General features: G+C 43.3%; 19 protein-coding genes. 10 read left to right on the forward strand and 9 right to left on the reverse strand.

Annotated features, from left to right (window positions below; genetic code table 11):
• Positions 1-11 precede the first annotated feature (11 nt).
• Positions 12-2864 (reverse strand): PVC-type heme-binding CxxCH protein, encoded by a 2853-nt coding sequence (locus GVN20_RS14670; RefSeq protein ID WP_166559052.1) that lies wholly within the window; start codon positions 2862-2864, stop codon positions 12-14.
• A gap of 290 nt (positions 2865-3154) precedes the next feature.
• Here GVN20_RS14670 and GVN20_RS14675 point away from each other — a divergent pair, with 290 nt between their 5' ends.
• The 3 genes from GVN20_RS14675 (at position 3155) to GVN20_RS14685 (ending at position 4605) form a co-directional block, all read left to right on the forward strand.
• Positions 3155-3490, forward strand: coding sequence for a hypothetical protein (locus tag GVN20_RS14675; RefSeq protein WP_166559053.1), 336 nt, complete (start codon positions 3155-3157; stop codon positions 3488-3490).
• 62 nt (positions 3491-3552) lie between these two features.
• Complete coding sequence (locus tag GVN20_RS14680; protein WP_166559054.1) at positions 3553-3702, forward strand: hypothetical protein; 150 nt, start codon at positions 3553-3555, stop codon at positions 3700-3702.
• 630 nt (positions 3703-4332) lie between these two features.
• Positions 4333-4605, forward strand: coding sequence for a hypothetical protein (locus tag GVN20_RS14685; protein ID WP_166559055.1), 273 nt, complete (start codon positions 4333-4335; stop codon positions 4603-4605).
• Between the two features lie 8 nt (positions 4606-4613).
• On the opposite strand, the gene GVN20_RS14690 is transcribed toward GVN20_RS14685, so the two are convergent.
• The 3 genes from GVN20_RS14690 to GVN20_RS14700 all read right to left on the reverse strand — a co-directional run bounded on the left by GVN20_RS14690 (position 4614) and on the right by GVN20_RS14700 (position 8293).
• Positions 4614-5996: a hypothetical protein gene (locus GVN20_RS14690; RefSeq protein ID WP_166559056.1), complete on the reverse strand. Its 1383-nt coding sequence runs from the start codon at positions 5994-5996 to the stop codon at positions 4614-4616.
• Positions 5997-6191: 195 nt separating this feature from the next.
• Complete coding sequence (locus GVN20_RS14695) at positions 6192-6641, reverse strand: cold-shock protein (protein ID WP_114065882.1); 450 nt, start codon at positions 6639-6641, stop codon at positions 6192-6194.
• Positions 6642-7084: 443 nt separating this feature from the next.
• Positions 7085-8293 carry a sorbosone dehydrogenase family protein gene (locus tag GVN20_RS14700; RefSeq protein WP_229599075.1) on the reverse strand — a complete coding sequence of 403 codons (1209 nt, stop codon included), beginning with the start codon at positions 8291-8293 and terminating at the stop codon, positions 7085-7087.
• 338 nt (positions 8294-8631) lie between these two features.
• Here GVN20_RS14700 and GVN20_RS14705 point away from each other — a divergent pair, with 338 nt between their 5' ends.
• Entirely contained in the window at positions 8632-9162 is a 531-nt protein-coding gene (locus GVN20_RS14705; protein ID WP_166559058.1) for a gluconate 2-dehydrogenase subunit 3 family protein, read from the forward strand.
• A gap of 76 nt (positions 9163-9238) precedes the next feature.
• Positions 9239-10951, forward strand: a complete 1713-nt coding sequence (locus GVN20_RS14710) for a GMC oxidoreductase (RefSeq protein ID WP_166559059.1) — start codon at positions 9239-9241, stop codon at positions 10949-10951.
• A gap of 118 nt (positions 10952-11069) precedes the next feature.
• Here GVN20_RS14710 and GVN20_RS14715 read toward each other — a convergent pair whose 3' ends face one another.
• The 3 genes from GVN20_RS14715 to GVN20_RS14725 form a co-directional block, all read right to left on the reverse strand.
• Positions 11070-13829, reverse strand: coding sequence for a 3-coathanger stack domain-containing protein (locus GVN20_RS14715; protein ID WP_166559060.1), 2760 nt, complete (start codon positions 13827-13829; stop codon positions 11070-11072).
• A 324-nt stretch (positions 13830-14153) separates the two neighbouring features.
• On the reverse strand, positions 14154-14792 hold the full coding sequence (locus tag GVN20_RS14720; protein WP_166559061.1) for a response regulator transcription factor: 639 nt from the start codon (positions 14790-14792) through the stop codon (positions 14154-14156).
• A gap of 78 nt (positions 14793-14870) precedes the next feature.
• Positions 14871-17843: a sensor histidine kinase gene (locus GVN20_RS14725; RefSeq protein ID WP_166559062.1), complete on the reverse strand. Its 2973-nt coding sequence runs from the start codon at positions 17841-17843 to the stop codon at positions 14871-14873.
• A 189-nt stretch (positions 17844-18032) separates the two neighbouring features.
• Here GVN20_RS14725 and GVN20_RS14730 point away from each other — a divergent pair, with 189 nt between their 5' ends.
• The 5 genes from GVN20_RS14730 to GVN20_RS14750 all read left to right on the forward strand — a co-directional run bounded on the left by GVN20_RS14730 (position 18033) and on the right by GVN20_RS14750 (position 21725).
• Entirely contained in the window at positions 18033-18914 is an 882-nt protein-coding gene (locus GVN20_RS14730; RefSeq protein ID WP_166559063.1) for an ABC transporter permease, read from the forward strand.
• A gap of 47 nt (positions 18915-18961) precedes the next feature.
• A complete protein-coding gene (locus GVN20_RS14735; protein WP_114065869.1) occupies positions 18962-19174 on the forward strand; it encodes a DUF3098 domain-containing protein in 213 nt (70 codons plus the stop codon).
• 61 nt (positions 19175-19235) lie between these two features.
• Positions 19236-20030: an undecaprenyl-diphosphate phosphatase gene (locus GVN20_RS14740; RefSeq protein ID WP_166559064.1), complete on the forward strand. Its 795-nt coding sequence runs from the start codon at positions 19236-19238 to the stop codon at positions 20028-20030.
• A gap of 10 nt (positions 20031-20040) precedes the next feature.
• Positions 20041-20772, forward strand: coding sequence for a tRNA pseudouridine(55) synthase TruB (gene truB / locus GVN20_RS14745; RefSeq protein ID WP_166559065.1), 732 nt, complete (start codon positions 20041-20043; stop codon positions 20770-20772).
• Positions 20773-20789: 17 nt separating this feature from the next.
• Positions 20790-21725, forward strand: a complete 936-nt coding sequence (locus tag GVN20_RS14750; protein ID WP_166559066.1) for a bifunctional riboflavin kinase/FAD synthetase — start codon at positions 20790-20792, stop codon at positions 21723-21725.
• A 14-nt stretch (positions 21726-21739) separates the two neighbouring features.
• Here GVN20_RS14750 and GVN20_RS14755 read toward each other — a convergent pair whose 3' ends face one another.
• Positions 21740-22312, reverse strand: coding sequence for an NAD(P)H-dependent oxidoreductase (locus GVN20_RS14755; protein ID WP_166559067.1), 573 nt, complete (start codon positions 22310-22312; stop codon positions 21740-21742).
• Between the two features lie 67 nt (positions 22313-22379).
• Positions 22380-23231 carry a helix-turn-helix domain-containing protein gene (locus GVN20_RS14760; protein ID WP_166559068.1) on the reverse strand — a complete coding sequence of 284 codons (852 nt, stop codon included), beginning with the start codon at positions 23229-23231 and terminating at the stop codon, positions 22380-22382.
• Positions 23232-23279: the final 48 nt, after the last annotated feature.

Raw genomic sequence — 23279 nt, forward strand, 5'->3', positions numbered from 1 at the left:
TTGCGAAGTTTTTATTTTCCTAATGCTTTATCAATCAGCATCTCAATTTCGTGGTTTTCGTGCGAATGCACTTTTCCCAAACGGTCTTTTAGGTCTTTGAGTAGCTTTTTAGACTCTTCGGTTCCAATCGCCGTTACGCGTTGAATCGTATAAGGGAGTAGCTTAGGAAATTTGGAAGTTTCGGCCATTTGCAGTGCTCGTTTTGCGTCGATGACTGCCAGCGGTTCGGCGGCGTACCATAACATCAATGGTAGATTATGATCCTCTTTATCTTCGGCTTTCTGCGCAAGGGCTTCAACTACATCCCATCGCTGCGACGGTTCGAGGCGTATCATTGCCGAGGTTAGGTAAAGTCTGACTTGGGCAGAAGGGTCATTTTTAGCCAATTCGGCAAAACGTTTTAGGGCTTCAGGACTCACGCTTTTGTCTTCGGCAACTAACTGAATGGCCCAGCTCCTGACGTATTCGTTTTCGTGGGAAAGTAACTCAATTAAATCCTTTTCGGTCAGTCCTTGGGTGACGTGGAGTGCCCATAGTGCGCGAAGTTTGCGGGTAGCATCGGGATTTTCGGCGAGTATCTTTTTGAGGGCTTTGTGGACTTTCTTATTGGGTCCACGCTCCTGCAACAGCGTGCGGGCCTGCCGTACGTACCATTCATTGGCGTTTAGCTGGTAGTTAACCAATTCCATATCTGACGCCTTGGCCAAGTTTACCTGTACCCATTTATCATTTTCGTGGGTGATTTTAAAAATTCGACCCATGGTTTTGTCATGTACGTCGGGATTGGGGCTATGGCATTGGTTTTTATCATACCAGTCAATGGCAAAAACCGACCCACTGGCGTCGTATTTGAAGTTTAGCCACTGCGACCAAGTGTCATTCATCGCCATAAAATCATCCCGGTGTCTAACCACGTACCCCGAACCGCTCCGTTGGGGGCGGTCTCGGTTTAGCCGGGCGCCGTTGATGTTGTTCATAAAAATCTCATTTCGGTACTCTGCGGGCCACGAACCGCCCAGATACACCATGGCGCCCGCGTGGGCATGACCCCCACCTTTGGCCGCCGACCGAAAATTGCCCGCGTGGGGACCGCGCTCACCCACCCAGTGTACGTGGTCAGCGGCGGTTTTGATGTCGTCGTAGGTATAGGGGTTAAAGTGTTTTCCCGCCTGCCGCTGATAACGGGCATTTTGGATTATATGGTACATGTGCGGAATCACGCAGGCCGTGATGAAAGGATGCCCGTAGTCGTTAAAATCAATGCCCCAAGGGTTGCTCGTGCCTTCGGCAAAAACCTCAAATTGGTGTTTGGTGGGGTGGTATCGCCACACACCAGCGTTGATTTTAGTGCGCTCTGCATCGGGAGCGCCGGGTTTTCCGACGTTGGAATGGGTAAACACGCCATGCGTTCCGTAAAGCCAACCATCGGGGCCCCATCGCAAGCTGTTAAGGGTTTCGTGGGTGTCTTGCGTTCCCCAACCATCCAACAGTTTTTGGGGCGGTCCAGCGGGTTTGTCATTTTTGGCGTCTATCGGGATATATAAAAGATAAGGAGCTGATCCGAGCCAAACGCCACCCATGCCGACCTCGATGCCACTGACCAGATTCAGGCCTTCCATGAATACTTTTCGGCTGTCGAGGGTGCCGTCGCCGTTGGTATCTTCCAAAATCAAAATGCGGTCTCTGCCCTGTCCTTCAGGCGCGGGAATGGGGTATGTGTGGCCTTCCACCACCCAAAGGCGGTTGCGTGAATCGATCGTAAAACTAATCGGACGCACCACGTCTGGCTCGGCAGCGGCCAAGGTTATTTTAAAGCCTTGGGGTGGTGTCATGGCCTTGGCCGCTTCTATGCCCGACAGCCCTGCATTAATGACAGGGTCTAAAGGTGGAAGAATAATGATGTCTTTCTGTTTCAGCTCGTTAGGGAATTCGGGGCGGGTGGGATAAAATAGAAATTCATCAAAGTTGATGTGCGCCCATTTGTCGTGGGGAATATACGGGATTTGGGAAATACCCGTTTCGTTGTCAATAATCTTGATGTAAATCTCTTTGTCTAAGTATCCTTGAAGGTCGACCACGACTGGTTGCAGCGTGGCGCGCCCTTGTCCAGTGATGTTAAAGATAATCTGATCGGTACCAGCCAAACGTAATTCGACGCGGGTGTCCTCTAATGCCCCTCCGGAAACCCTAAAAGCAGCAAAAGGGTGAGTGACTTTAAAAGAAGTAGAGGTTAATGTTCCCGTCAATTTTGCGTTTGTTGTACCTCCGCTGCTCAAAAAATGCGTTCCCTCAAAGCCAATACGCATATCTTTTTCGTGGATGGGAGAGGGGTCGAGAGAAATCAAAGGGTTGGCAAAGGCCGTTCCGGTGGCGGTCCAATCTTTCAACGTTCCCGTTTCAAAATTAAGATTTAACGGTTGGCCGTCTTTTTTAGGCAACTGCCCCTGAATCGTCGCGGTAGAAATAATGCCCTCCACCACTTCAAAATTTCCAACCATACCTGCCGCTCGGTGGCCGGGTACGGAGCAATAATAAATGTCACTTTGAGTGGCGGTGAAAGTAAGGGTGGTACTCATTCCTTTTTCCAGAATGGTCTTACTTTTTATGCCCATTTTTTCCAGGGCTATGTCGTGGGTCATCAATTCTGCATTGGTGATTTTTATCCGAACCCTATCGCCTTTATTGGCCCGCAGCGTAGGGTTTCGTGCCCCGTCTGGGCTAAAATACCCTACCATTGAGGCCTCGAGTACATAATCACGGTCAAAGAGTGTGGTATCTTGAGTTTTTAATTGCTGGGCAGTGGCGTTATGAAAGGCCAAAAATATGGCGGTACATAAAGGTAGAAACAGACGTGAAAGGTGCATAAGATAGGTAAGAAAGGTTTGGTTATACAAATTCCTTTTAAAATTATAAAATTATCTTAGTCTTCGATACTAAATGTATTACGTGAAATACTATATACGTTACTATCTAAAGGATCCTATATTGCTTTATTTACTTGATAGACAGGGTTTATGACCATAAATGTGGATTTGATTCCCCGTTTGCGAGCGATGTCGGCTGGTATTAAAATTGAGTATGTCATAAAGATTCTGCAAAAATTTAATCAACTTAGTATTTATTCATGGCTAACTAATGAAATCACGGTACAATCATGGCAACGAAAAAGAATGATAATGACAAAAGCGAGCGGGAGGAAGAGTTTCCGGGCTATCCGCTTTATCCAGCAAGTGAGGATATTTACAACAAGGCAACGAAAGAAGGGGATTTGGACCCAGAAGACCTGACCCAGCGGAAGTCAGAAAACGATGAGGTAGGCGAATGGAACGAAAAGGGCTTCGAGGATGATATTTCGGGGGGCGATTTGGACATTCCAGGCGCTGAATTAGACGATGAGCTAGAAGCCATCGGGTCTGAAGACGAAGAGAATAATTATTACAGCCTGGGAGGTGACAATCATATCGACCTCGAAGAGCAAAATGATGAGTAGAACCAAAGCAATTTAGCGGGGGAATATTCAAGTTTATTCCTCCACTTTTTTAAAATACAAAGATGGCTCGCAATCGTTACAGACCAACTAGCCGCCGCTCAGGAAGACCGTCGCAAAATGTGATGGGAGAAATGTTCCAAAAAACCCCTTGGTGGGTATGGATTATTGTGTTGCTGCTTCTTATTCTCTTTTGGAAATTGACGGAAAGATGAATGTATTGGACGTATACCAAGAGAATTGAAGAAACTGGATAGATGGACAAGTAAAAGCCTTTAAACGCAACGATAAAGGCTTTTTTAATTTTTTTTTAAATTTTTTATTGAATAAAAATAACCAAAATATGTTGCTTTTTCCCTTGTTGGGGTAGATGTAAGCGCAAAATTTTAGTAGTAGAGTTGATTGTTTATTTTTGTCTTTAAGGGATATTTTTGCGCTTCTATTTGTCGACACCTCTACTCATTCACCCGTAATTGTTGTAAGTCAACAATGACTTAAAAATATAATAATGTGTATTCGTTTTTGTATTTTTAGCATATTTTAACAGGTGGACCATTTATCTTTTTAGATATATTTCCACATCTCAAGTAAATAAGTTAAAGAAGAATTGAAGTAGGCAACTGGTTGCTAATATTTTTCAGATGACTACCAAAATATACTTATAGTCAAAGCTGGTTTTAGCCTCACCAAAATATTACGAATCGATGGTGTTTTTCGAACAAAAAATGGAGAATGATGATTGATTTTGCTCCATCAAATGACGCGGAACAAGTCAGATTTAATTTGGAATTTATTTAGCTTATCTGCTATATTTGAGGAAGTTACCCTACTAAATACCATAAATAATGTTTATTCGTTACGCAATCTGTCCAATTACTGGGCTTGAGATTGTACCTTGTTCTAAGTCTGATGAAACCTTTGACGGCTACAAGTACATCATTCCCAGTATCAGTGAAAAACTGCTGGTTTCCATCTCAAACAACGTTCTCCAAGACCAAAAGAGTCGAAATGCTCTTATTGAGCACCGCGATAAGTTTGTGAAAAATCTTCAAATGATTTCTAAACTCAGGGAAGAAACCTTTGTTTCTCAGGGCAACTGGTGGCTTTTTGTAAAATAGTATTTTTCTTATTCTACCGCCCCAATTGACGGCGGATTGGCCCGTGGGGTGTTGTAAAAATCGTCTGCTAGAAAAGACTGATACAAGCCAGCCTTTTTGGCGGGTGAAGTAGCAAGCAGCTTAAAACTTACTTCATCCGCCAGACCCGCTGCCGCTGGAGTAGCAAAATAGCGATTGTTCGTAATCAAACTTGGCTTGGTTACGCTTTGCTGACTCCATATTTTATCGTTGGCAGATGTTTCACTCTGTTGGAAAGATAAATTGTTAAATATTTGAATATCACCTCCTTGTAAATTATAGACGTCCACAACAACCCCCACAAATACGGTAGGTTTTGACGTATTCATCTTGCCGGCTGTATTGTTGAATACTTTGGTGTTGCAATAAGTGCTTACGCCTGGTATGATGTGGTGTGCAAAACTTTGAACTTCCAGCGCGCTGTATTTACGGCTGTTCCACACAATGTTGTTATAAAGTAGCACTTCACTGGGCTGAGTGCCTTGGGAGAATGGCCAGAAACGGATAAAATTTCCCTGATGATTGGTACATTTATTATTGTAGACACGGCCGTTTCCGAGCAATAAAAAAATGCCGTTGTGCTTATCAGTACCTCCGTTGATGTCGTCAAGTACATTATGGTGAATATCGCATCCTTCCACGTTTCCGATGTAAAGTAGCGTTTCAACTGTTGGACAGTTCTTAAAAGTACAATAGGCGATTTCGGGGTTTTTACAAAAACCGTTATTAACTATGCCACCCGAATTATTGAGGTTACCGTTGATTTGAATACCTCCAGTATGATCAAAATCACAGTGTAGAAGTTTAAAATTTAGAAAAGCGGTGGCATCAGTGCCGTTGTAGGTGGCGGTATTGTCGTAAAAAATGGCGTAGTCTTCCACATTTTTCAGGCGTATTCCTTCCAGTGTCAACGCCTGAGGAATGCTTCCTGTGATGGTAATGGCGCGGTAGGTTACATCATGCAGGAAAATGTTTTTAGCTTTACGATACCCTGTAACCGTCAGATTGGATACATTCTCCAACGTGATTCCTCCACCGACCACTTCTACGGGACCATTTGCCACAAGTGTGACGGGTTGAGTGCCCGTGCCGTTGAGATTGGTAAACAACAGGTCTTTGTAGGTGCCAGGAGTAATAGCTATAATTTCGCCGGGTTTAATAGAAAGGGCCTTCCCGTCGATGGTTAAATAGCCCGAACCCGAACCCAAGGTGCGGGTGGGAATGAGTGGTACTTGGTCTTCTACCTCAAAAATGGGGTTGTCAAGCGGGGTTGCATTTCCTTTGCAACCGAATAAGAAAATCAAAACCAGAAACAATTTCAACGTGTAGGGTAGGATAATGGTTTTATGGACAGGGCAGTGCATAAGTGACATTAAATTTGCGAGAGTTATCAGATCTCTCGTGCTATTTCTTTATGGGTATATCAAAGATAACAGAATGGTATATATTATAACGACAAAACAGCGTATTTTATGTGCGATGCTACTGGTGATGGGGGGGGATATTCACGACAAAGCCCCGAGAAGACTCTTCTCGGGGCTTTGTCGTGAATATATTGGGTACTTTCTCTACATTTTCTTCACCGCAACGGCACTTGGCCCTTTTTGGCGTATTTCAATTTCGAAAGTAACTTTATCGTTTTCTTTGATTGGTCCGCTTAGTTCATTGATGTGTACAAAGATGCTTTCCTGAGACTTAAGGTCTCGGATAAAGCCGTAACCTTTTTGTTCGTTAAAGAAACTCACAACTCCCTCTCTGATAATCTCTACAGGCTCGTCAATCTGTTTGGCGACCCCAAGCGTAATGTCTTCACTGTTAACGACCTTCTTTTTCCGTGGGTCTGGTGGCGTGTTGGAAATGTTGCCATTCTCGTCAACGTAGGCAATCATGTCTTCGAGGGATTGTCCCTTCTTGGCACTTGCCTGCCGTTCTTCTTTTTTCTCCTCCTTGTCCTTTTTCTTCTTTAATTTTTTCTTCTCTCTTTCTTTTTTACTAAATGTCTCCTGTGAACTAGCCATATTTTATTGTTCTTGAGCGTTGTATCCGTTTTTCAATAGCATGAGGGGGTTAAAAAACAGATGGTGTTGTGGTTTTATTGAATAGAAATACCAATCAAATGAGAGCTTACTATACGACTTAAGGATGCCCCAACGAGTGATCGTAAAAGGCATAAGTTGGACGGAAAAATCAGGAAATATTGGTATTCTGTTTAATATCAACGCAAAAAAGTGCGTAATAATTTCCTATTAGATTAATTATATATTGTGATTTAAAAATAAATGAGAAAATGCTCCTCTCAAAACCCTTTAAAACCCCTTTTTTTAGCCATTATTTATCCTATTTAGCATCCTAAAATGCATAAACATTGATTTAAGTATTTGAAAATCAATGGTTTGAATTTTTGGTTGCTTCTCAACAATTCTCTGAATGTATTTTTTGTCGAAAGCATACCGAAAAGCTTTTATTTTGAGGATACAAAACGTTTTATTTGTCCTTTATAATGATCAAGCACGTATATTTCGTGGTTGGCATCTTCGCCAAAAGCGGAAACTGAGCCCCCGTTGGCGTTGAGCAACTCATGGCTTGTTTTGGTATTTTCTTTAAATGTCAATGTCCATATATTGCCATTGCTGTAGTCGGCAAACAGGTATTTGCCCCGCAACGCGGGCAGCCTTGAACCTCGATAAACAATCCCTCCGGTGACTGAAGTTCCGTCGCTGCGTGGATACTGGTGAACCGGATTTATAAGGCTATCTGACGGGTCACAATCCTTGCGGGGATTGTAACAACGGTTCCCCTCTTTCAATCGCCAGCCATAATTGCCCCCTTTGGTGATGATGTCAATTTCTTCAAATTCATTTTGTCCTACATCTCCTGCCCAAAGTTGGCCCGTTTGGGCGTCAAAGCTGAACCGCCACGGGTTCCGCAGCCCGTACGCGTAGATTTCTTCTCGATACCCCAGCGTATTGGCGGCATAGGGATTATCGGCAGGGATGCCATAGTTGCCTTTGTCGGTTTTGGCCACATCGATGCGGAGAATTTTTCCGAGCAGCGATTGTCGATTTTGGGCATAATTGTGCTGATCGCCCCAAGCGCCCCCGTCTCCCGTAGAAATATAAAGAAACCCGTCGGGCCCAAAGGCCATTTTTCCGCCGTTATGGTTGTCGTAAGGTTGGGTGAACTTCAACAGAATCACTTCGGTAGAGGCCGGGGCTTTCATGTCTTTATAAGACGCAACTTGATAGCGGGCAATGATGGTTTGGAGGGGTTTTCGTTGGGTATAATTGACGTAAAAGTAGCCGTTTTTGATAAAATTGGGATCAAAAGCCAGACCAAGCAATCCCATTTCTCCACCGTCGCTTACGCGGTCACGAATGTCGAGGTAAACCTCTGCTGATTTCGTGGCGGCATTGTTGTCAAATACCTTGATTCTGCCAGACTGTTCTACCACAAAGACCCGATTGGTACTGTCGCCAGCGTGGGTAAATTCTACGGGCTCATTAAACGATAAATTCGGGAAAGCGTTTTCAAGAATATTGGTGGCGCCGGGAATTAAGTTTTTGACGTATTTTTTTTCGTTAAATTGATACATCAACAACACCAAATAGGCTATTCCTACAGCCGCTACTAAAATAAGGAGGGTTGTTGCTTTATGTTTGAGTGAAGTCATTATCATTGGCTAAGAATTTCTAAAAAACAAATAAGTAAATTCAACGTTTTATGTAAATCGTTGAGTATGATTGAATAATACGAAGAATATATCGCCGTATTGTGCCTTGTAAACCATGATTAAATGAGTGGTGATCCGTAACGCCCCTTGGTGGTATGTCAAAAAGTAACAGATCTTTATCCAAAGGTACAGGAAGGTAATTTGTTACTTTCCAATTTTCGGTGATATTTTTGGGGCGTCAACAAAAAGTACAACTAAATCTGCTTAATTTTTAATACGTATCATTAGTAAAAACACTAGATGCCAACCTTTATTTATACTTAACCACCCGAAAAAACATGAACCGTAGAGATGCTATTCAGCACGTTGCTATCCTTCTGGGAAGCGTGATCTCCGCTCCGACAATGGCAGGAGTAATGGGTCAAAAACTGAATGTAGGGGAAAGTCTTCCCGTTACTGCCGAACAAGAGGCATTTTTGGCCGAATTAGCCGACGTAATTATTCCCACTACCACTACACCCGGTGCCAAAGCCGCAGGTGTTGAGAAATTTATTGTGCGTGTGATGCGCGATTGCTACCCCAAAGCTGACCAAGAAAAATTCTATTCAGGTCTTACTCAACTCAATACCGATAGCCGCTCGGCCTTTGGAAAGAGCTTTGTTGAACTCGACTCAAAACAAAAGATTGACGCCGTAAAAGCGTTGACTACGAGCAATAAACCTTTCTTTTTGAGAATGAAAGAATTGACGGTAACGGGCTATTTTACTTCCGAAATCGGGGCGACTAAGGCGCTGGAATACTTGCCGATTCCTGGGCGTTTTGAAGGATGTGTACCCTTGAAACCTGGCCAAAAAGCTTGGGCTTTGTAATGACAGATGAATCAAATTTATAGGTTAGAAGTCACTTTTATACTTTTACCTTTTCACACTTAACTTTGACCAAACAATGTATTTAAATATAGATGCACAAAAAGAAATGACCTATGATGCCATTGTGGTAGGCTCGGGGGTGAGCGGTGGCTGGGCGGCCAAAGAGTTGACAGAGAGAGGTTTGCGTGTGTTGATGCTCGAAAAAGGACATAAACTGGAGCACGTTACAGGCTACGAAAATGCCATGAAAGACCCGTGGCAGTCAAATTATAACGGTCGGTTGACCGAGGCTCAGAAAGAGTCTCATCCAAAATTGAGTCGCGATTATCCTTACAATGAGATGTCGGAAAAATACTGGATGAATGATTCAGATTCTTTATACAAAGAAGTGAAGCGATTTGACTGGTATCGCCCCAACATCGTGGGTGGAAAGTCTATCATGTGGGGTCGGCAATCCTATCGCTTGAGCGACATTGACTTTGAAGCGAACCTCAAAGACGGTATCGCCGTTGATTGGCCGATTCGTTACAAAGATATAGCGCCTTGGTACAGCTACGTGGAAAAAATCGCGGGAATTTCAGGTGAAAAATTGGGCTTGCCCCAATTGCCCGACAGCGAGTTTTTGCCGCCAATGGATATGTACTGCGTAGAAAAAGAAGTTCGCAAACGTATTGAGAAGGAATACCCTGGTCGTACCATGACGATTGGGCGGGTAGCTAACCTTTCTAAACCGACTCAGCTGCAAATCAACAACGGTCGGGCGGCTTGTCAGTATCGTAACAAATGTGCCTTGGGATGTCCGTTTGGGGCGTATTTCAGTACGCAGTCGTGTACTTTGCCACCTGCGGTGAAAACAGGACTTTTGACACTGCGCCCTGAGTCAGTCGTTACTAATCTAATTTACGACGAAAACAAAAAGAAAGCCACAGGTGTACGCGTGATTGATGCCGTGACGATGGAAGAGCGTATTTTCAACGCAGGAATCATTTTTGTGTGCGGCTCAGCATTGGGAACTACAGCAATATTGCTCAATTCAACTTCCAATCGCTTCCCGACAGGTTTTGGAAATGACAGCGGTGAATTGGGACACAACCTCATGGACCACCACTTCCGTACAGGAGCAAGCGGAACTTGGGAGGGAGATGCCGACAAATACTATTTTGGGCGCCGTGCCAATGGTATCTACGTGCCGCGTTATCGTAACATCGGTAATGACAAACGTGATTACCTCCGTGGGTTTGGTTATCAAGGTGGAGGAAGCCGCGCAAGCTGGCAGCGAAATGTAGCCGAATTGAGTTTCGGGGCTGACTTCAAAGAAGAACTTACTAAACCAGGTCCGTGGTCGATGGGCTTGGGTGGCTTTGGCGAAACGCTGCCTTATCACGAAAATAAAATGTACCTCGACCCCAAAGAAAAAGACAAATGGGGGATGCCTTTGGTGGTATTTGATGCCGAATTGAAGGAAAACGAGAAAAAAATGCGTGTTGATATGGCCAATGATGCCGCAGAGATGTTGGAAAAAGCAGGTGTAAAAAATGTGCGGTCTTATGACCGTGGCTCATGGTTGGGCATGGCAATTCACGAAATGGGAACGGCACGCATGGGCCGCGATCCCAAAACTTCGGTTTTGAACGGCAACAACCAAGTACACGCCTGCAAAAACGTATTTGTCACCGATGGTGCTTGTATGACTTCAGCATCTTGCGTGAACCCATCGCTTACTTATATGGCTTTGACCGCTCGGGCGGCTGATTTTGCGGTGAAGGAGAAGAAGAAAGGGAATATCTAAGAAGCATAAATAACAACAAAAAGGGCTGGCGACCAGATGGTTTTCAGCCCTTTTTTGTTGGTAAAATGTATGATTTTTCTTTGGCTAAAGGTACACAGTATAAGCGTCTGGATTTGTTTTATTTTTGGGTTGGACTGGCTATTGAGCTTTCTTCAAAAAAGGGACAACCTTGTAAATTGGTACGGAATGTAGCCCCCGTTTGGGTCTGAAAGCCGGGTAATAATGTAATGCTTTTGCTTGCATCAAACACTACAGAAGTTGCCGATGCCACCGTGCCTACGGCGGTGATGTGACCATCGCCAACTGCCATTGTAGCCTCAGTAGCACCGACTCTTTGATTTTTAGCAGACTCTGGTACTCTTGATGTAAATGAACCCTGAGTTCCTGCAAAGTGAGTGCCTGCTTCGATGGGAACGTCGGCTATGTATCGGTTGTCGGGACAAGCTTCTTTGGGGTGAAACTCGTACGCCCCTATGTCAAAAAAGGAATAACGGCCATTGCCTAAAATATCAAAAGAAGGTGCTGAAGAATAAATGCCAGCATTGACGGCGGGGCTGGTACTTTGCAGTCGGAGACCGTCGTCGGAACTGCCGCCTATCAAATCGGGGCCGAGGAGGTTGGTTTCGTTAACAAAGAGTGGGTTTATGGCAAACAGATTATTAACGGCAGAAGCCCCGATACCATTAGAAGTATTGTTGAGAGGATACTGAACTGTGGCAAATTGCAGGATGTTATTTCTAAAATCTCGACCATTTCGTTCAATAAAAAAATCGGCGTAAGTGGTCGTTGTGTTTGTACCAATGGCGTTTTTATAAAAAATGTTATTGTAGGATCTGTTGATGTCGATAGGTGCGCCGGCGATACCCGGGTCGTAGGTAAAGAGCGCTCCACCAGATGTTTGTGCTGAATTTTTATAAAAAGTGTTATTATAAAATTGACCAAAATAAAGGTCGTTGCGAACAGCCCCGCCGACTCCCATTGAAGCTCTGTTTCCTGAAAAAACATTGTTTCTAAAAGTTACACTACTCTCACCGATATAGATGGCACCGCCATTGGTGGTTGCTAAATTTCGATCAAAGTAATTATTATTGAATACCAACGGTGAACTCAAATAAAAATAAACACCTGCTCCGTTAGTCGCGCTATTGTGCTTGATATTGCAATCGGTTATTTCAAAAGAAGTACTCATGTATGCATTGATGCCGCCGCCACTTTGACTTGAAGCGCCGATGGCATTGCCCCCTTTGATGGTCAAACCTTTGAGTACTATTTGGGTAGCTCTCGCCTCGATTGTGAGTACATGGTAAGCATTTTCGGTATTGTTGGCAATTGCCAATGTGCCTCCTTCGCCAGTCACTACATCATCATCTGAAAAATCTCCAGAGAGAATGGTTTCATTTTGGTGAGCTTTGCGGGTGGAATAATCCAGAATTGACTCCGTTCCAAGAAATCCACCGTAAATTTTTAAGCCACCTTTAAGGGCAAAAGTGTAGTTGCGATTTGAACCGCTCGTAACCCCATATGGTAGTCTATGGGGTTTATAGGTGCCTTTGGCTACCAAAATGCTATTATTGTCGCAATGGTTGGCGTAGCGCAGCGCCGTACCAAAGGCATTTGCGCCCCTAAACGCATTTTCCCAACTACTGCCATCGTTTAGACCCGTGGTAAGGCTTCCGTTTACGTATAAAATGGTATTTGAAGGCCCTGTATTTTGGAATTCGTAGGCCCCCATGTCCAATGAAATACTAGGTATGGTATTGTCGATGGAAGGTATGTCTATTTCCCTGGTTTGGTTGGCCATGTCCACTCCTTCGGTAGAACCGTTGGTGCCTTTGTCAATACCGGGGCTGCAAGAAGTCACCCTTAGGCCGTCGTCACGGCTTCCCCATTTGCCGTCTATGCCTGCTGGAAAATCAATATTGATAAATTGAGGGTTTGCATTCAAACAATTGCTGCAAGTGATACCGTTTGCGCCCCATCCCTGCTCTAAGTTGGAAGAATAGCCCGTGACCCCGCTGCCATTGTTGGCAATACCAGAGAAGCTTGGACTTGTATTGTACCAAACAATGACATTGATGATATACGGAACGGAATTATAATTGTACATAGCTCCCCCGGCTACATTGGCAGTATTCTGAATAATGGTGCAATTTCTAATGTCAGCGGCCGAGCCTTCGTGGTTATAGATGCCTCCCCCGCCTGCGGTTGCGGTGTTGTTGGCAAAAACCGAGTTGGTAATGTAGGGATTACAGGCGGTATTGAGAATCCCGCCGCCGTCGGTGGCTTGGTTGTCGACAATGGCGCACAGGGCAATTCTGATGGGCGAATACACACAAAGCACGCCACCTCCCCAGCTTCGATAATACGTTCTGCCCGCTACCATTACACTTGTTGAGCCATTGGCATTGCCTGCTTCAATCGTAAAGCGCTCTAAAACAGTTGAGTTGTTGCAGTCTATGGCCGTCACTACGTGGTAGACGTTGTCGTTGGTTTCGTATTTTGTACCAATATCTCCACTCAGAATAGATTCATTGATGTGCGAATTTCTGTTTGCGCGGGCGGTTTCGGTTCCGGCAAAACCGCCATAAATTCGTAACCCTGATTTCAACAGAAAAGTGTTGTTTCTATTGGTGAGGCTGGCAGTGCCGCAGGTAGTACAACCACTCGGAATACTTGTTGGAAAATATTTGCCCGCCGCTACCCAAACCTCATCTTGGGCGGGAATGGCGATATCAATCATGGCCTGCAAATTTCCCGAAGCATTGGCCCACGAGCTGCCATCGCCCGTACCAGAAGCGATGGGTTTTACGTAGCGTATAAGGGCATAAGTAGGGGTAATAAAAGAAATCAGTAATAAGAAAGAAATAATCTTTTTCATTGTTAGTGAATTTTAAAGTCAATACAGCCGTGATTTTTTGTGTAGAATTTAACCCTTGAAAACACTACCTAAGATTGACCCATACGGGAAATATGGCCATATATATCACCGCCGATGTTTTAGCAAAGGTCAGAAATATCATGACTTCAAAAATCACATCATCGGGTGAAGGGGATTCTACGCATTTTGGCAAGTAGAACTACGCGCTGTGCCTTTCAGTGCAGATTTGTATTGGAGAGGTTTTGAAATAATTGAAGTGAAAAAATGGTAAATCAGAGGCAAGAAAACAAGTGAGTGCAGTATGTTCGAACAATAATTGTAATCCTACACAAGCCTGTTGCGGATGGCTTTGACGACGGCTTCGGTGTTGGATTTTACGTGGAGTTTGTCATAAATGTTTTTAAGATGGGTTCGAACCGTATCAATACTTAGGTTAAGCTCGGCCGCAATCAGTTTGTAGCTGAGTCCTTCGACCAACCAACGCAAAACCTCTAGTTCTTTGGGGGTGAGATTATAGTCAGTGGGGGCCGTTTTGGAGAAGAAATGTACTACTTTTCGGGCAATCAGCGGCGACATGGGAGCACCGCCCTCCATGACTTCCTGAACCGCTTCCAAGACTTTTTGCGGGGGTGTTTTTTTTAATAAATACCCAATCGCTCCTGCTTGCATGGCTTTAAAGACCCGTTCCTCGTCCTCAAAAACCGTCAGCATCAGGATATTTAATCGTTTGAAATGGACTTTGAGCAACTTTACGGCTTCGATGCCCGTAATATGAGGCATATCGATGTCCATCAGAACTACATCAGGCTGGGTACGAGTGATATTTTCGACGATATTTACGGGATTGGCAAAACACCCCACCACTTCGAAACCATTGCTGAAATTGAGAAAGTGGAAAAGTCCTTCGCGAAAATCGTCGTTGTCGTCAACGATTACTACTCGAATGTTATATACCTGTGCCATGTCCTCGTTTTTAGCTTTTGAGCGCAGTAAAAGTAGTCATTTGATTTTCGTCTCAAATCACATGATTGGGGAAATACGTCAACTGTCCATTTTGATGTAAATGGCCGTTCCCTTGTTTTTTTGACTTTCAATCCTGATTTCTCCGCCAAACTCTTTCGCGCGTTGCCGCATGTTTTCCAACCCGTTACGAAGGCTAGGTTTAAGCGGGTCAAATCCCTGACCATTGTCCTGAATGACCATATTTAACGCCCTATTTTCTGTTTTTAATATTATTTTTAGCTCACTACAACCAGAATGTTTGACGGCGTTGTTGATACTTTCTTTCAAAATAAGATAAAGGTTTCGTCGGGTTTTCATCGGTACCTTAAGCTTTTGTAAGCGCGGGTCAATATCAAACCTGAGATGGATGTCCCTGGTTTCGGTGAGGGTATAGACATATTCTTTTATGCGCAAAACGATGCTTTCTAGGGAGTCGTCTTTGGGATTGATGGCCCAAACGATGTCGTCCATGCTTTCTAGTACTTTTTGGGCATTTGCCGTAATGCTTTCCATGAACTTACGACTTTGGGCTTCGTCAGTCTCTAATGATTTTTGGGCGGATTCGCTCAGCATCGCAATACTGCTCAGGGTCGAGCCCACTTCATCGTGCAAATCCCTAGAAATTGAGTTGCGTAAATGCTGAAGTTTGAGAATTTGCGTTAGGCGGTAGCGATATAAGCCATAAAAAAAGGCCATAATGCTTATGAAAAATAGACAAAAAAACCACCAACTGCGGTAATAAGGAGTGGTGACATAAATCTTGAACTCGGCTATTTGGGAAGTTGTTTCCCATTCTTCGTTCAATACTTGCACTTTAAAGGTATAATTGCCCCCGCTGAGGTTGGTATAACTAACTCGACGAAGGATATTTGCATTTTTCCAGCCATTGTCAAATCCCTCTAATTGATACTGGAAGGTCAATTTTTCAGGATGCTCAAACTCGACAACTGTGTATTGGAAAGTAAGGATATTCTGGTCATGATTAACCTGAAATGGTTGTGTATATGTTTTGAAATCAATGGGTTGTCGCTTTTCTAAAAGACTAAAATCGGTTATGATTGGCTCGTATATCTTGGGAATATTACGAGGTTGGAGCGGATCGAAATAGTTGACTCCTTCTTCATGATTTAGATAAAGGTTTCCGTTGTTTTCATAAATAAAACCGTAGAAATAATTATTAATAAGCCCATCTTGATCAGTAAATAATTGAAATTTTTCGGTGATAGGGTCAAAATTAAGCAGTCCATCGTTGGTATTAAACCACAGTTTTCCAGCCTTATCAACGGTTAACCCATTTTTGAATCTTAGCTTTTTGTTTTTTCTATAACTGTTCCAAGTTTTAACAACCTGATGATTGCTGATTTTTATTAATTCATCGCTATAACTCACCCAAATAGTTCCTTCGGAGTCAATGTCCATTGCAAAAACATTCTGTCTAGGTCCGATTTTTTCAACGACTTTTTTGGTTTGAGGATTAAAAATATCTACCCCGTTTCGCGTTGCCACTGCGATTTTTTGGTCGTTCAGTAGTTTTACATCATACACAAACGGGTGACTGATGGAATGTGGGTCGCTGGCAGCGGGTAGAAATGCTGTGATTTTTTCGGTAGGAAATGCAACTTTCAATAATCCGATTTCTGAACCGATCCAAGCATTGTCATTTCGGTCAAAGAGAATTTTCCAACAAAGTAATTCAGATTTTAAATGCTTCGTTGGCAGGGTTCGTATGCGTAAATCTGGCTCAATGATTGAGAGTGTTTTGGCCGAAAGTACCCAAAGCCTTTTATAACGATCGTATTTTATTTGGCTGATTTTACTCGTCGTCATCTGAAAAGATTTAATGATTCTATGGTGTACTTTATCGTACAAAAATACCCCAAATTCAGAACTCGCCACCCATTCGAGATGCGGTTCAGTAGCGTGTTGTACTATTTGACGAACACGACTGATGTGTAATTCTCTAAAAAAAGGGAATATCTCTTTGTGAATCTGAAATTGGGTGGGATTGGCCCGGTAGATACCTTGGTCGGTACTTATCCAAATGTTTCGCTTGCTATCCTGATAAATATGCCTGATTGTTAGATAGTAAAAACCGTTGGTTTCGTTAATATGAGCGTTGAAATTTTGATAGGTATTTCTGTTTTCTAAGTCCAATATAGACAATCCGCCACTGACCAATCCACACCAAAGTACCTTGTGTCCAGTTTGTAGAGGTAGGGTCGTTATGCTTCTAATTTCCTTTCTTTCCTGATTAAATTCGGTTAGCCTTGGAGGGGTGAGTTTGTCCTTAATGAAGGCTACTTCCCATATTTTTTGCTCTTCATCAGTATAAAGCCAATGATTTTCTTTGAAGGAGTACATCTCCCAGCCGAATGATTTTTTAGGAAAGCGAAACGAATGTTTCGTGTAGGTATCATAACTTATCCATTCTTCGTTGGTAGCAATGATAAGCGTATTAGAATTAATTTTTATAATTTTGAAAGGTGTACTGAGTGAATCTATAGAGGTGCTTTCTAAATGTTCAGTATCAATCTGATAACGAAAAAGACCATTTTCACGGGCTATCCAAAAACATTGGTTAGGGAGGTCATTAAACAGCGCAAATTTTCGAGTGACTTTTTTATTAATAGCCCTGAATTCTTTGTTTTTTGTTTGTGATTTTAGTTCAAATAGGTCGTTGATTAAATTGTATTTAAACAAATTAGAGTTGTTAGTTGCCCAAATGCCTCCTTTGTAATCTATAAAGACCTCCGAATGTGGCTGGGAAACAGTTTTCGAACTATCTTTCAAAATGTAGTGCCTTACCCCTGCTCCGTCCAACCGATTGATCCCTTGCAAAGTAGCCGCCCAAATAAAATGTTGTCGATCTTCCACTACGTTAAAAACATAATTGTCGGAAAGCCCCTCGTGGGTAGAATAACGCTGGAAGTGCAGGTCGTTTGGCAACTGCGCCCATAACAAGCTCGACCATAATAGCAGAACTAAAAGAAGGAGTTTTTTTTTTGATAACATTTTGGACTCGAATGACCAGCAATTTGGTTAAAAAACTTTAAAAACGATTTACGAATCCACTATTTGAATTCGTTCTTGAAATAATTACCTATTTTTGCAATGATTCATGGATGAATTTATGAACGAAGGTAATTGGTCTTTATACACTGAATAGTACGGGTACCCCCGTCCTCACTTTATATTCTATTTATGCCTCTGAAAAAGAAAAAGGTTGGCAGTTATCCCAACGCCATGATTATTGTTAGCTTAACCGCGGCGTTATTTTTGATTGGATTTTGTGGCTTGTTGGTCATGCAGTCCAAAAAGCTTATTTCTATCATTAAGCAAAATATTGAGGTGCGGGTTATGCTCGACAAAGGACTTGACTCAACACAAGTGGCTGATATTCAGAAAAAACTGATTGCCAACCCTTTTGTGTTGAATATTGAAGGAAAGCCTCAAGTGATTTTTTATTCCAAAGACGAAGCGGCCCGCGAGTTCATTGCCGATAGAAAAGAGGATTTTAGTGCGTTTCTGGGCGAAAATCCCTTACATGACAGCTACCGTGTGCGCTTACAGGAGGATTATTTTGAAGATACCAAACTCCAAAAAATCAAATCCGATGTAGAAAAGTTGGAAGGTGTTTTTGAAGTAGTGTATCAGGAAAACCTAGCCGATCAAATCAACAAAAACCTAACCAAAATTTATATTATTCTGGCCACCTTTGCGGTTATTATGCTCATAATCATTGTGTTATTGATGAATAATACCATCCGTTTGGCATTGTATTCACAGCGGTTTTTGATTCGAAGCATGCAATTGGTGGGCGCAACCAATAATTTTATTCAGATGCCTTTTCTCAAAAACGGTGCGGTGCAAGGGCTCATCAGTGGCCTGATTGCGGTGGGTTTGATTGTGGGGTTACAGCAAGTGGCCCTTCGTCAAATTGAAGGATTACACATGTTGCAGGAATACGAAAAACTGGGCTTTCTGCTCCTGGGCGTTGTCATTTTAGGGGTGCTGATTGGGGTTCTAAGTACGTTTCAGGCATTGGCAAGGTATTTGAGAATGACCCTCGATGATTTGTATTAATAAACCCTTACTTCCCATTTTATCAATTCAACATTTAAAATAGTCAAATGAAAAAGAACGCATTTCCCTTTGGTAAAAGTAACTACACCTTCATGATTATTGGTATCGTGCTAATTTTGGGTGGATTTGTCATTATGAGTATGGACTCGGAAGAGTTTGGATTCGGTGTTTTAGGTTTAACCGTTGGCCCTTTGGTGGTAATGGCTGGTTTTGTCGTTGAGTTTTTTGCCATTTTACGCCGTCCCGCCGACGGCAAATAATCAAAACGTTATGAATAAGTGAGGAAGTAAACCCTCACTGCCCACCCCTTACAATTTTAAAATGGATTTTATTCAAGCACTTATTCTTGCCGTAATCGAAGGTATTACGGAATATTTACCTATATCGTCCACGGGCCACATGATTTTGGCGTCCTCTTTTATGGGGATAGAATCCGACCCATTTGTAAAATTTTTCACAGTAGCCATTCAGCTTGGTGCAATTCTTTCGGTCGTTGTTTTGTATTTCAAGCGTTTCTTTCGCAGCTTGGATTTTTACTTTAAGCTCTTTGTCGCGTTTATCCCCAGTGCTGTTTTTGGGGTGCTGTTTAGCGATGTCATCGATGCGCTTCTCGAAAGTCCCCTCGGCGTAGCCATTTCATTACTGGTAGGAGGGGTTATTTTGTTGTTTGTTGATAAATGGTTTAATAAAACCTTTATTGAAAACTCCGACGAAATAGATTATTTCACGGCCTTTAAAATTGGCTTTTTTCAGTGTATTGCCATGATACCGGGCGTTTCGCGCTCGGGCGCAACGATTGTGGGAGGAATGGCGCAACGCCTTTCACGCAAGGCCGCCGCCGAATTTTCGTTTTTTCTGGCAGTGCCTACCATGTTTGCAGCTACTGCCAAAAAAGCCTACGATTTCTACAAAGACGGTTTTGTGCTGACCGACGAGCAAATCAAGTTGTTGGCTGTTGGCAACGTTGTCGCTTTTATTGTAGCTATGCTGGCCATTAAGTTTTTTATTGACTTTTTAACAAAATATGGTTTCCGCGTTTTTGGCTGGTACCGCATCATCGTCGGCGGGGCTATTTTGGCCCTGATGCTGGCTGGATACAAGCTTGAAATCGTTTGATGATTGACCTATGATAGATGAATCTGCTGCTTCTCCCGAAGAGGGAGAAGTTATTTTGCTTAATAAACCTCTCACGTGGACTTCTTTTGACGCCGTCAACAAAATAAAGAGAGCTTGTCGTATCAAAAAAATCGGCCATGCGGGCACCCTTGACCCGCTCGCGACTGGTTTGTTGATTTTGTGTACGGGCAAGAAAACCAAGGAAATAGATACCTACCAAGGAGCCGAAAAAGAGTATACTGGCAAATTGGTGCTGGGCAAAACGACTCCTTCTATCGACCTAGAAACACCCTTCGACGGTGAGTATCCTACCGACCATATTACACCCGATTTGATGCAGGCTGCTGTGGCAAAATTGACGGGTGAGCTTGCGCAATATCCCCCTATTTATTCAGCCGTGAAGATGGGCGGAGAACGCCTCTACAAAAAAGCCCGTCGAGGGGAGGTGGTTGAAATTAAGCCGCGCTCGGTTTCGGTTCCTGTCTTTGAGATTGATGCCGCCAACTTCCCCGAAGTAAGTTTTCGCATTGTGTGTTCCAAAGGGACTTATATTCGCAGTTTAGTACGGGATTTTGGCATGTTGCTGGAGTCTGGTGCTTACATGAGCGAACTGTGCCGTACCCGCATCGGAACGTATTGGCTCAAAGACGCGGAAGAAATTGAAGATTACGTAAAAAGAAAACGACTGGAGTTAAATCTTGACCTTGGAAAATCCAACCCCAATCCTGAGTCTGAAATTTAGCGTCCATTTACAAGAACATGCAGGTTTATTACGATATAGCTGATTTTAAGCCACTTCAGAATGCCATTGTGACCAGCGGAACCTTTGACGGGGTGCATTTGGGTCATCAAATTATCCTCGCCCGCTTGACCGAAACTGCCCAGACGCTGGGTGGTGAAACCGTAGTGTTGACCTTTTGGCCGCACCCACGTATGGTGGTTTCAAAAGACAGCCAAAACCTAAAATTGCTGTCTACCTTAGAAGAAAAAATTGCTTATTTACGACAAAACGGCGTTCATCATTTGGTCATTATTCCGTTTACGCGAGAGTTTAGTGAATTGTCGTCTGAGGAGTTTATCCAACAGATTTTGGTAGAAACCATCGGGACCAAAAAATTGGTCATTGGTTATGACCATCATTTTGGCCGCAACCGTGAGGGTAGTTTTGACTATCTGCAACAACATGCGCCCCGTTACGGTTTTGAGATTGAAGAAATTCCACGTCAGGAGATTGAACATATCACCGTGAGTTCAACCAAAATTCGTCAGGCGCTACTGGAAGGCGACACAACCATCGCCACTGAACTGTTGGGTAGAAACTACACTTTTACGGGTATTGTGGTAAAAGGCAGGCAATTAGGGCGTACTATTGGATACCCAACGGCCAATGTTCAGGTCGCAGAAAACTATAAATTGATTCCCGCCGACGGTATTTATGCCGTGCGGGTAGAGGTGCGGGGGCAAACGTTGGGCGGTGTGATGAGCATTGGTTTTCGACCCACCGTCAACGGTACGAATCGTACGCAGGAAGTATACATTTTTGACTTTAATGATGATGTGTACGGCGAAAAAATGACCGTCGAACTGGTGGAATTTATTCGTCCCGAACTCAAATTCGACGGTCTTGAAGCCCTCAAAAAAGCCATTGATGCCGATTGCGTAGCGGCAGTAGCCGCGTTGAAAAAACATTCGTAAAAGGCTTGAGAAGTCTATAAATACATTCCTTCAATTTCAGCAGCCCAATTTTTGAGGGTCTCTTCGGTGACGCGGTCGGCTTTGTCAAAAAATAAATGGCTTTTGAGGTCTAATCCGCAATAGGTATAAATTCCTGTGTCGGAGGTGAGGCGCAAGGCGGTATCCATCCCGTTGGCGTGGTATTCAGCTTTGGATTTACCATGGGTGTTAACGACAAAAGCTTGTTTACCGCTCAACAAGCCTTTTTGAATGCCTTGGTCGTACCGATACGCAAATCCGTACGACATCACGCGGTCGATATAGCCCTTCATGATGGCAGGCATGCCTGTCCACCAAATCGGATAAATAAACGTAATAGCTTCCGCCCATTCGATGTGTTTTTGCTCTTCACCAACCAAAGGCGCTACTTGCCCTTTGCGTTGTCCCGCCATATCTTCCAACGATAAAACAGGGTTGAAATTTAATTCATAAAGGTCGCGGATTCTCACTTCATGATTCGCTTTTTCCAGCGTATAAACGGCCGTTTCTTTAAGAAAATGATTGAGGCTCCCAATGTGGGGATGGGCATAAATGATTAAGTGTTTCATGTTGTTTTCTTTTTTTGACAAAACTAGTGCCCGCAGTTTTGTCCTGATTGTAAGAAAACGAAAAGTGCTATAATGCCGTCATGCAGAGGTCTTCTTGGAGTTTGAGGAAATGACTGGGCGACATCCTAATGAAGTAGTTGAAGTCGTGAATCAACTGGCTTTGGTCATAATAGCCGCATTTCGCCACAATTTCAAGCCAATCAATTGACCGCGACGGGGCGTTGGCTTTAGATAAAAACTCAATCGCTTTCTTAAATCGCTGATAACGATTGAGTTCTTTGTCGCTGAATCCCAGATATTTTTGGTAGTTGAGCTGAATGTTCCGTTCGCTATATCCGCTTTCTGCAGCTATTTTTTTGACGGTTTTCAAAGTGCCCAACGCATCATTTTGCGCCAGAACCTGCGCCACGTTGCTTTCTCTTGCTCTCAGATACGGCAAACTAAAATCCAACAAAAGGTTGACTTTTTCGGTGAGTGATTGGGCTTTTTTGAGTTGAATCCATACGTCTGCAAAGCATTGCTCCTTGACCAAATCATCGGGTTGGTGAATAAATTCATTGAATGATTTTAAGGATTGCCCAAAAAAACGGTAAAAAGCATCCCACTTAAAATTCGCCACCAGCATTTCTGCTCCAGGTGATAGGGTATAATCAATTGTTTTTTTGATGGGACCAAGAATCAGGCTATTCGGTGCGTCGAGAGAGGGGGTTTGGTCGAAGGAAATCGAAATTTTACTACCAAGATTAAAGACCAAAATGGTTTGAAAAGAAGGGATTAACTTTTTATGGACAGGGTAAGGGGTACGATTGGCAGCGTAATAAAAATGCGTAAAAAACTCCTCAAATCTTTCAGGTACTGCAATACTTTGCGTTTCGTAGAAAGAGTCTTTGTTGGTTGATGGTACTTCGTTGGGAGTCATGGCATGTCTTCGTTTGGGAGTATACGAGAACAACTCAACAGGAATAAG

Origin of the sequence: Runella sp. CRIBMP, from assembly GCF_009905605.1 — a bacterium.
Classification (GTDB): Bacteria; Bacteroidota; Bacteroidia; order Cytophagales; family Spirosomataceae; genus Runella.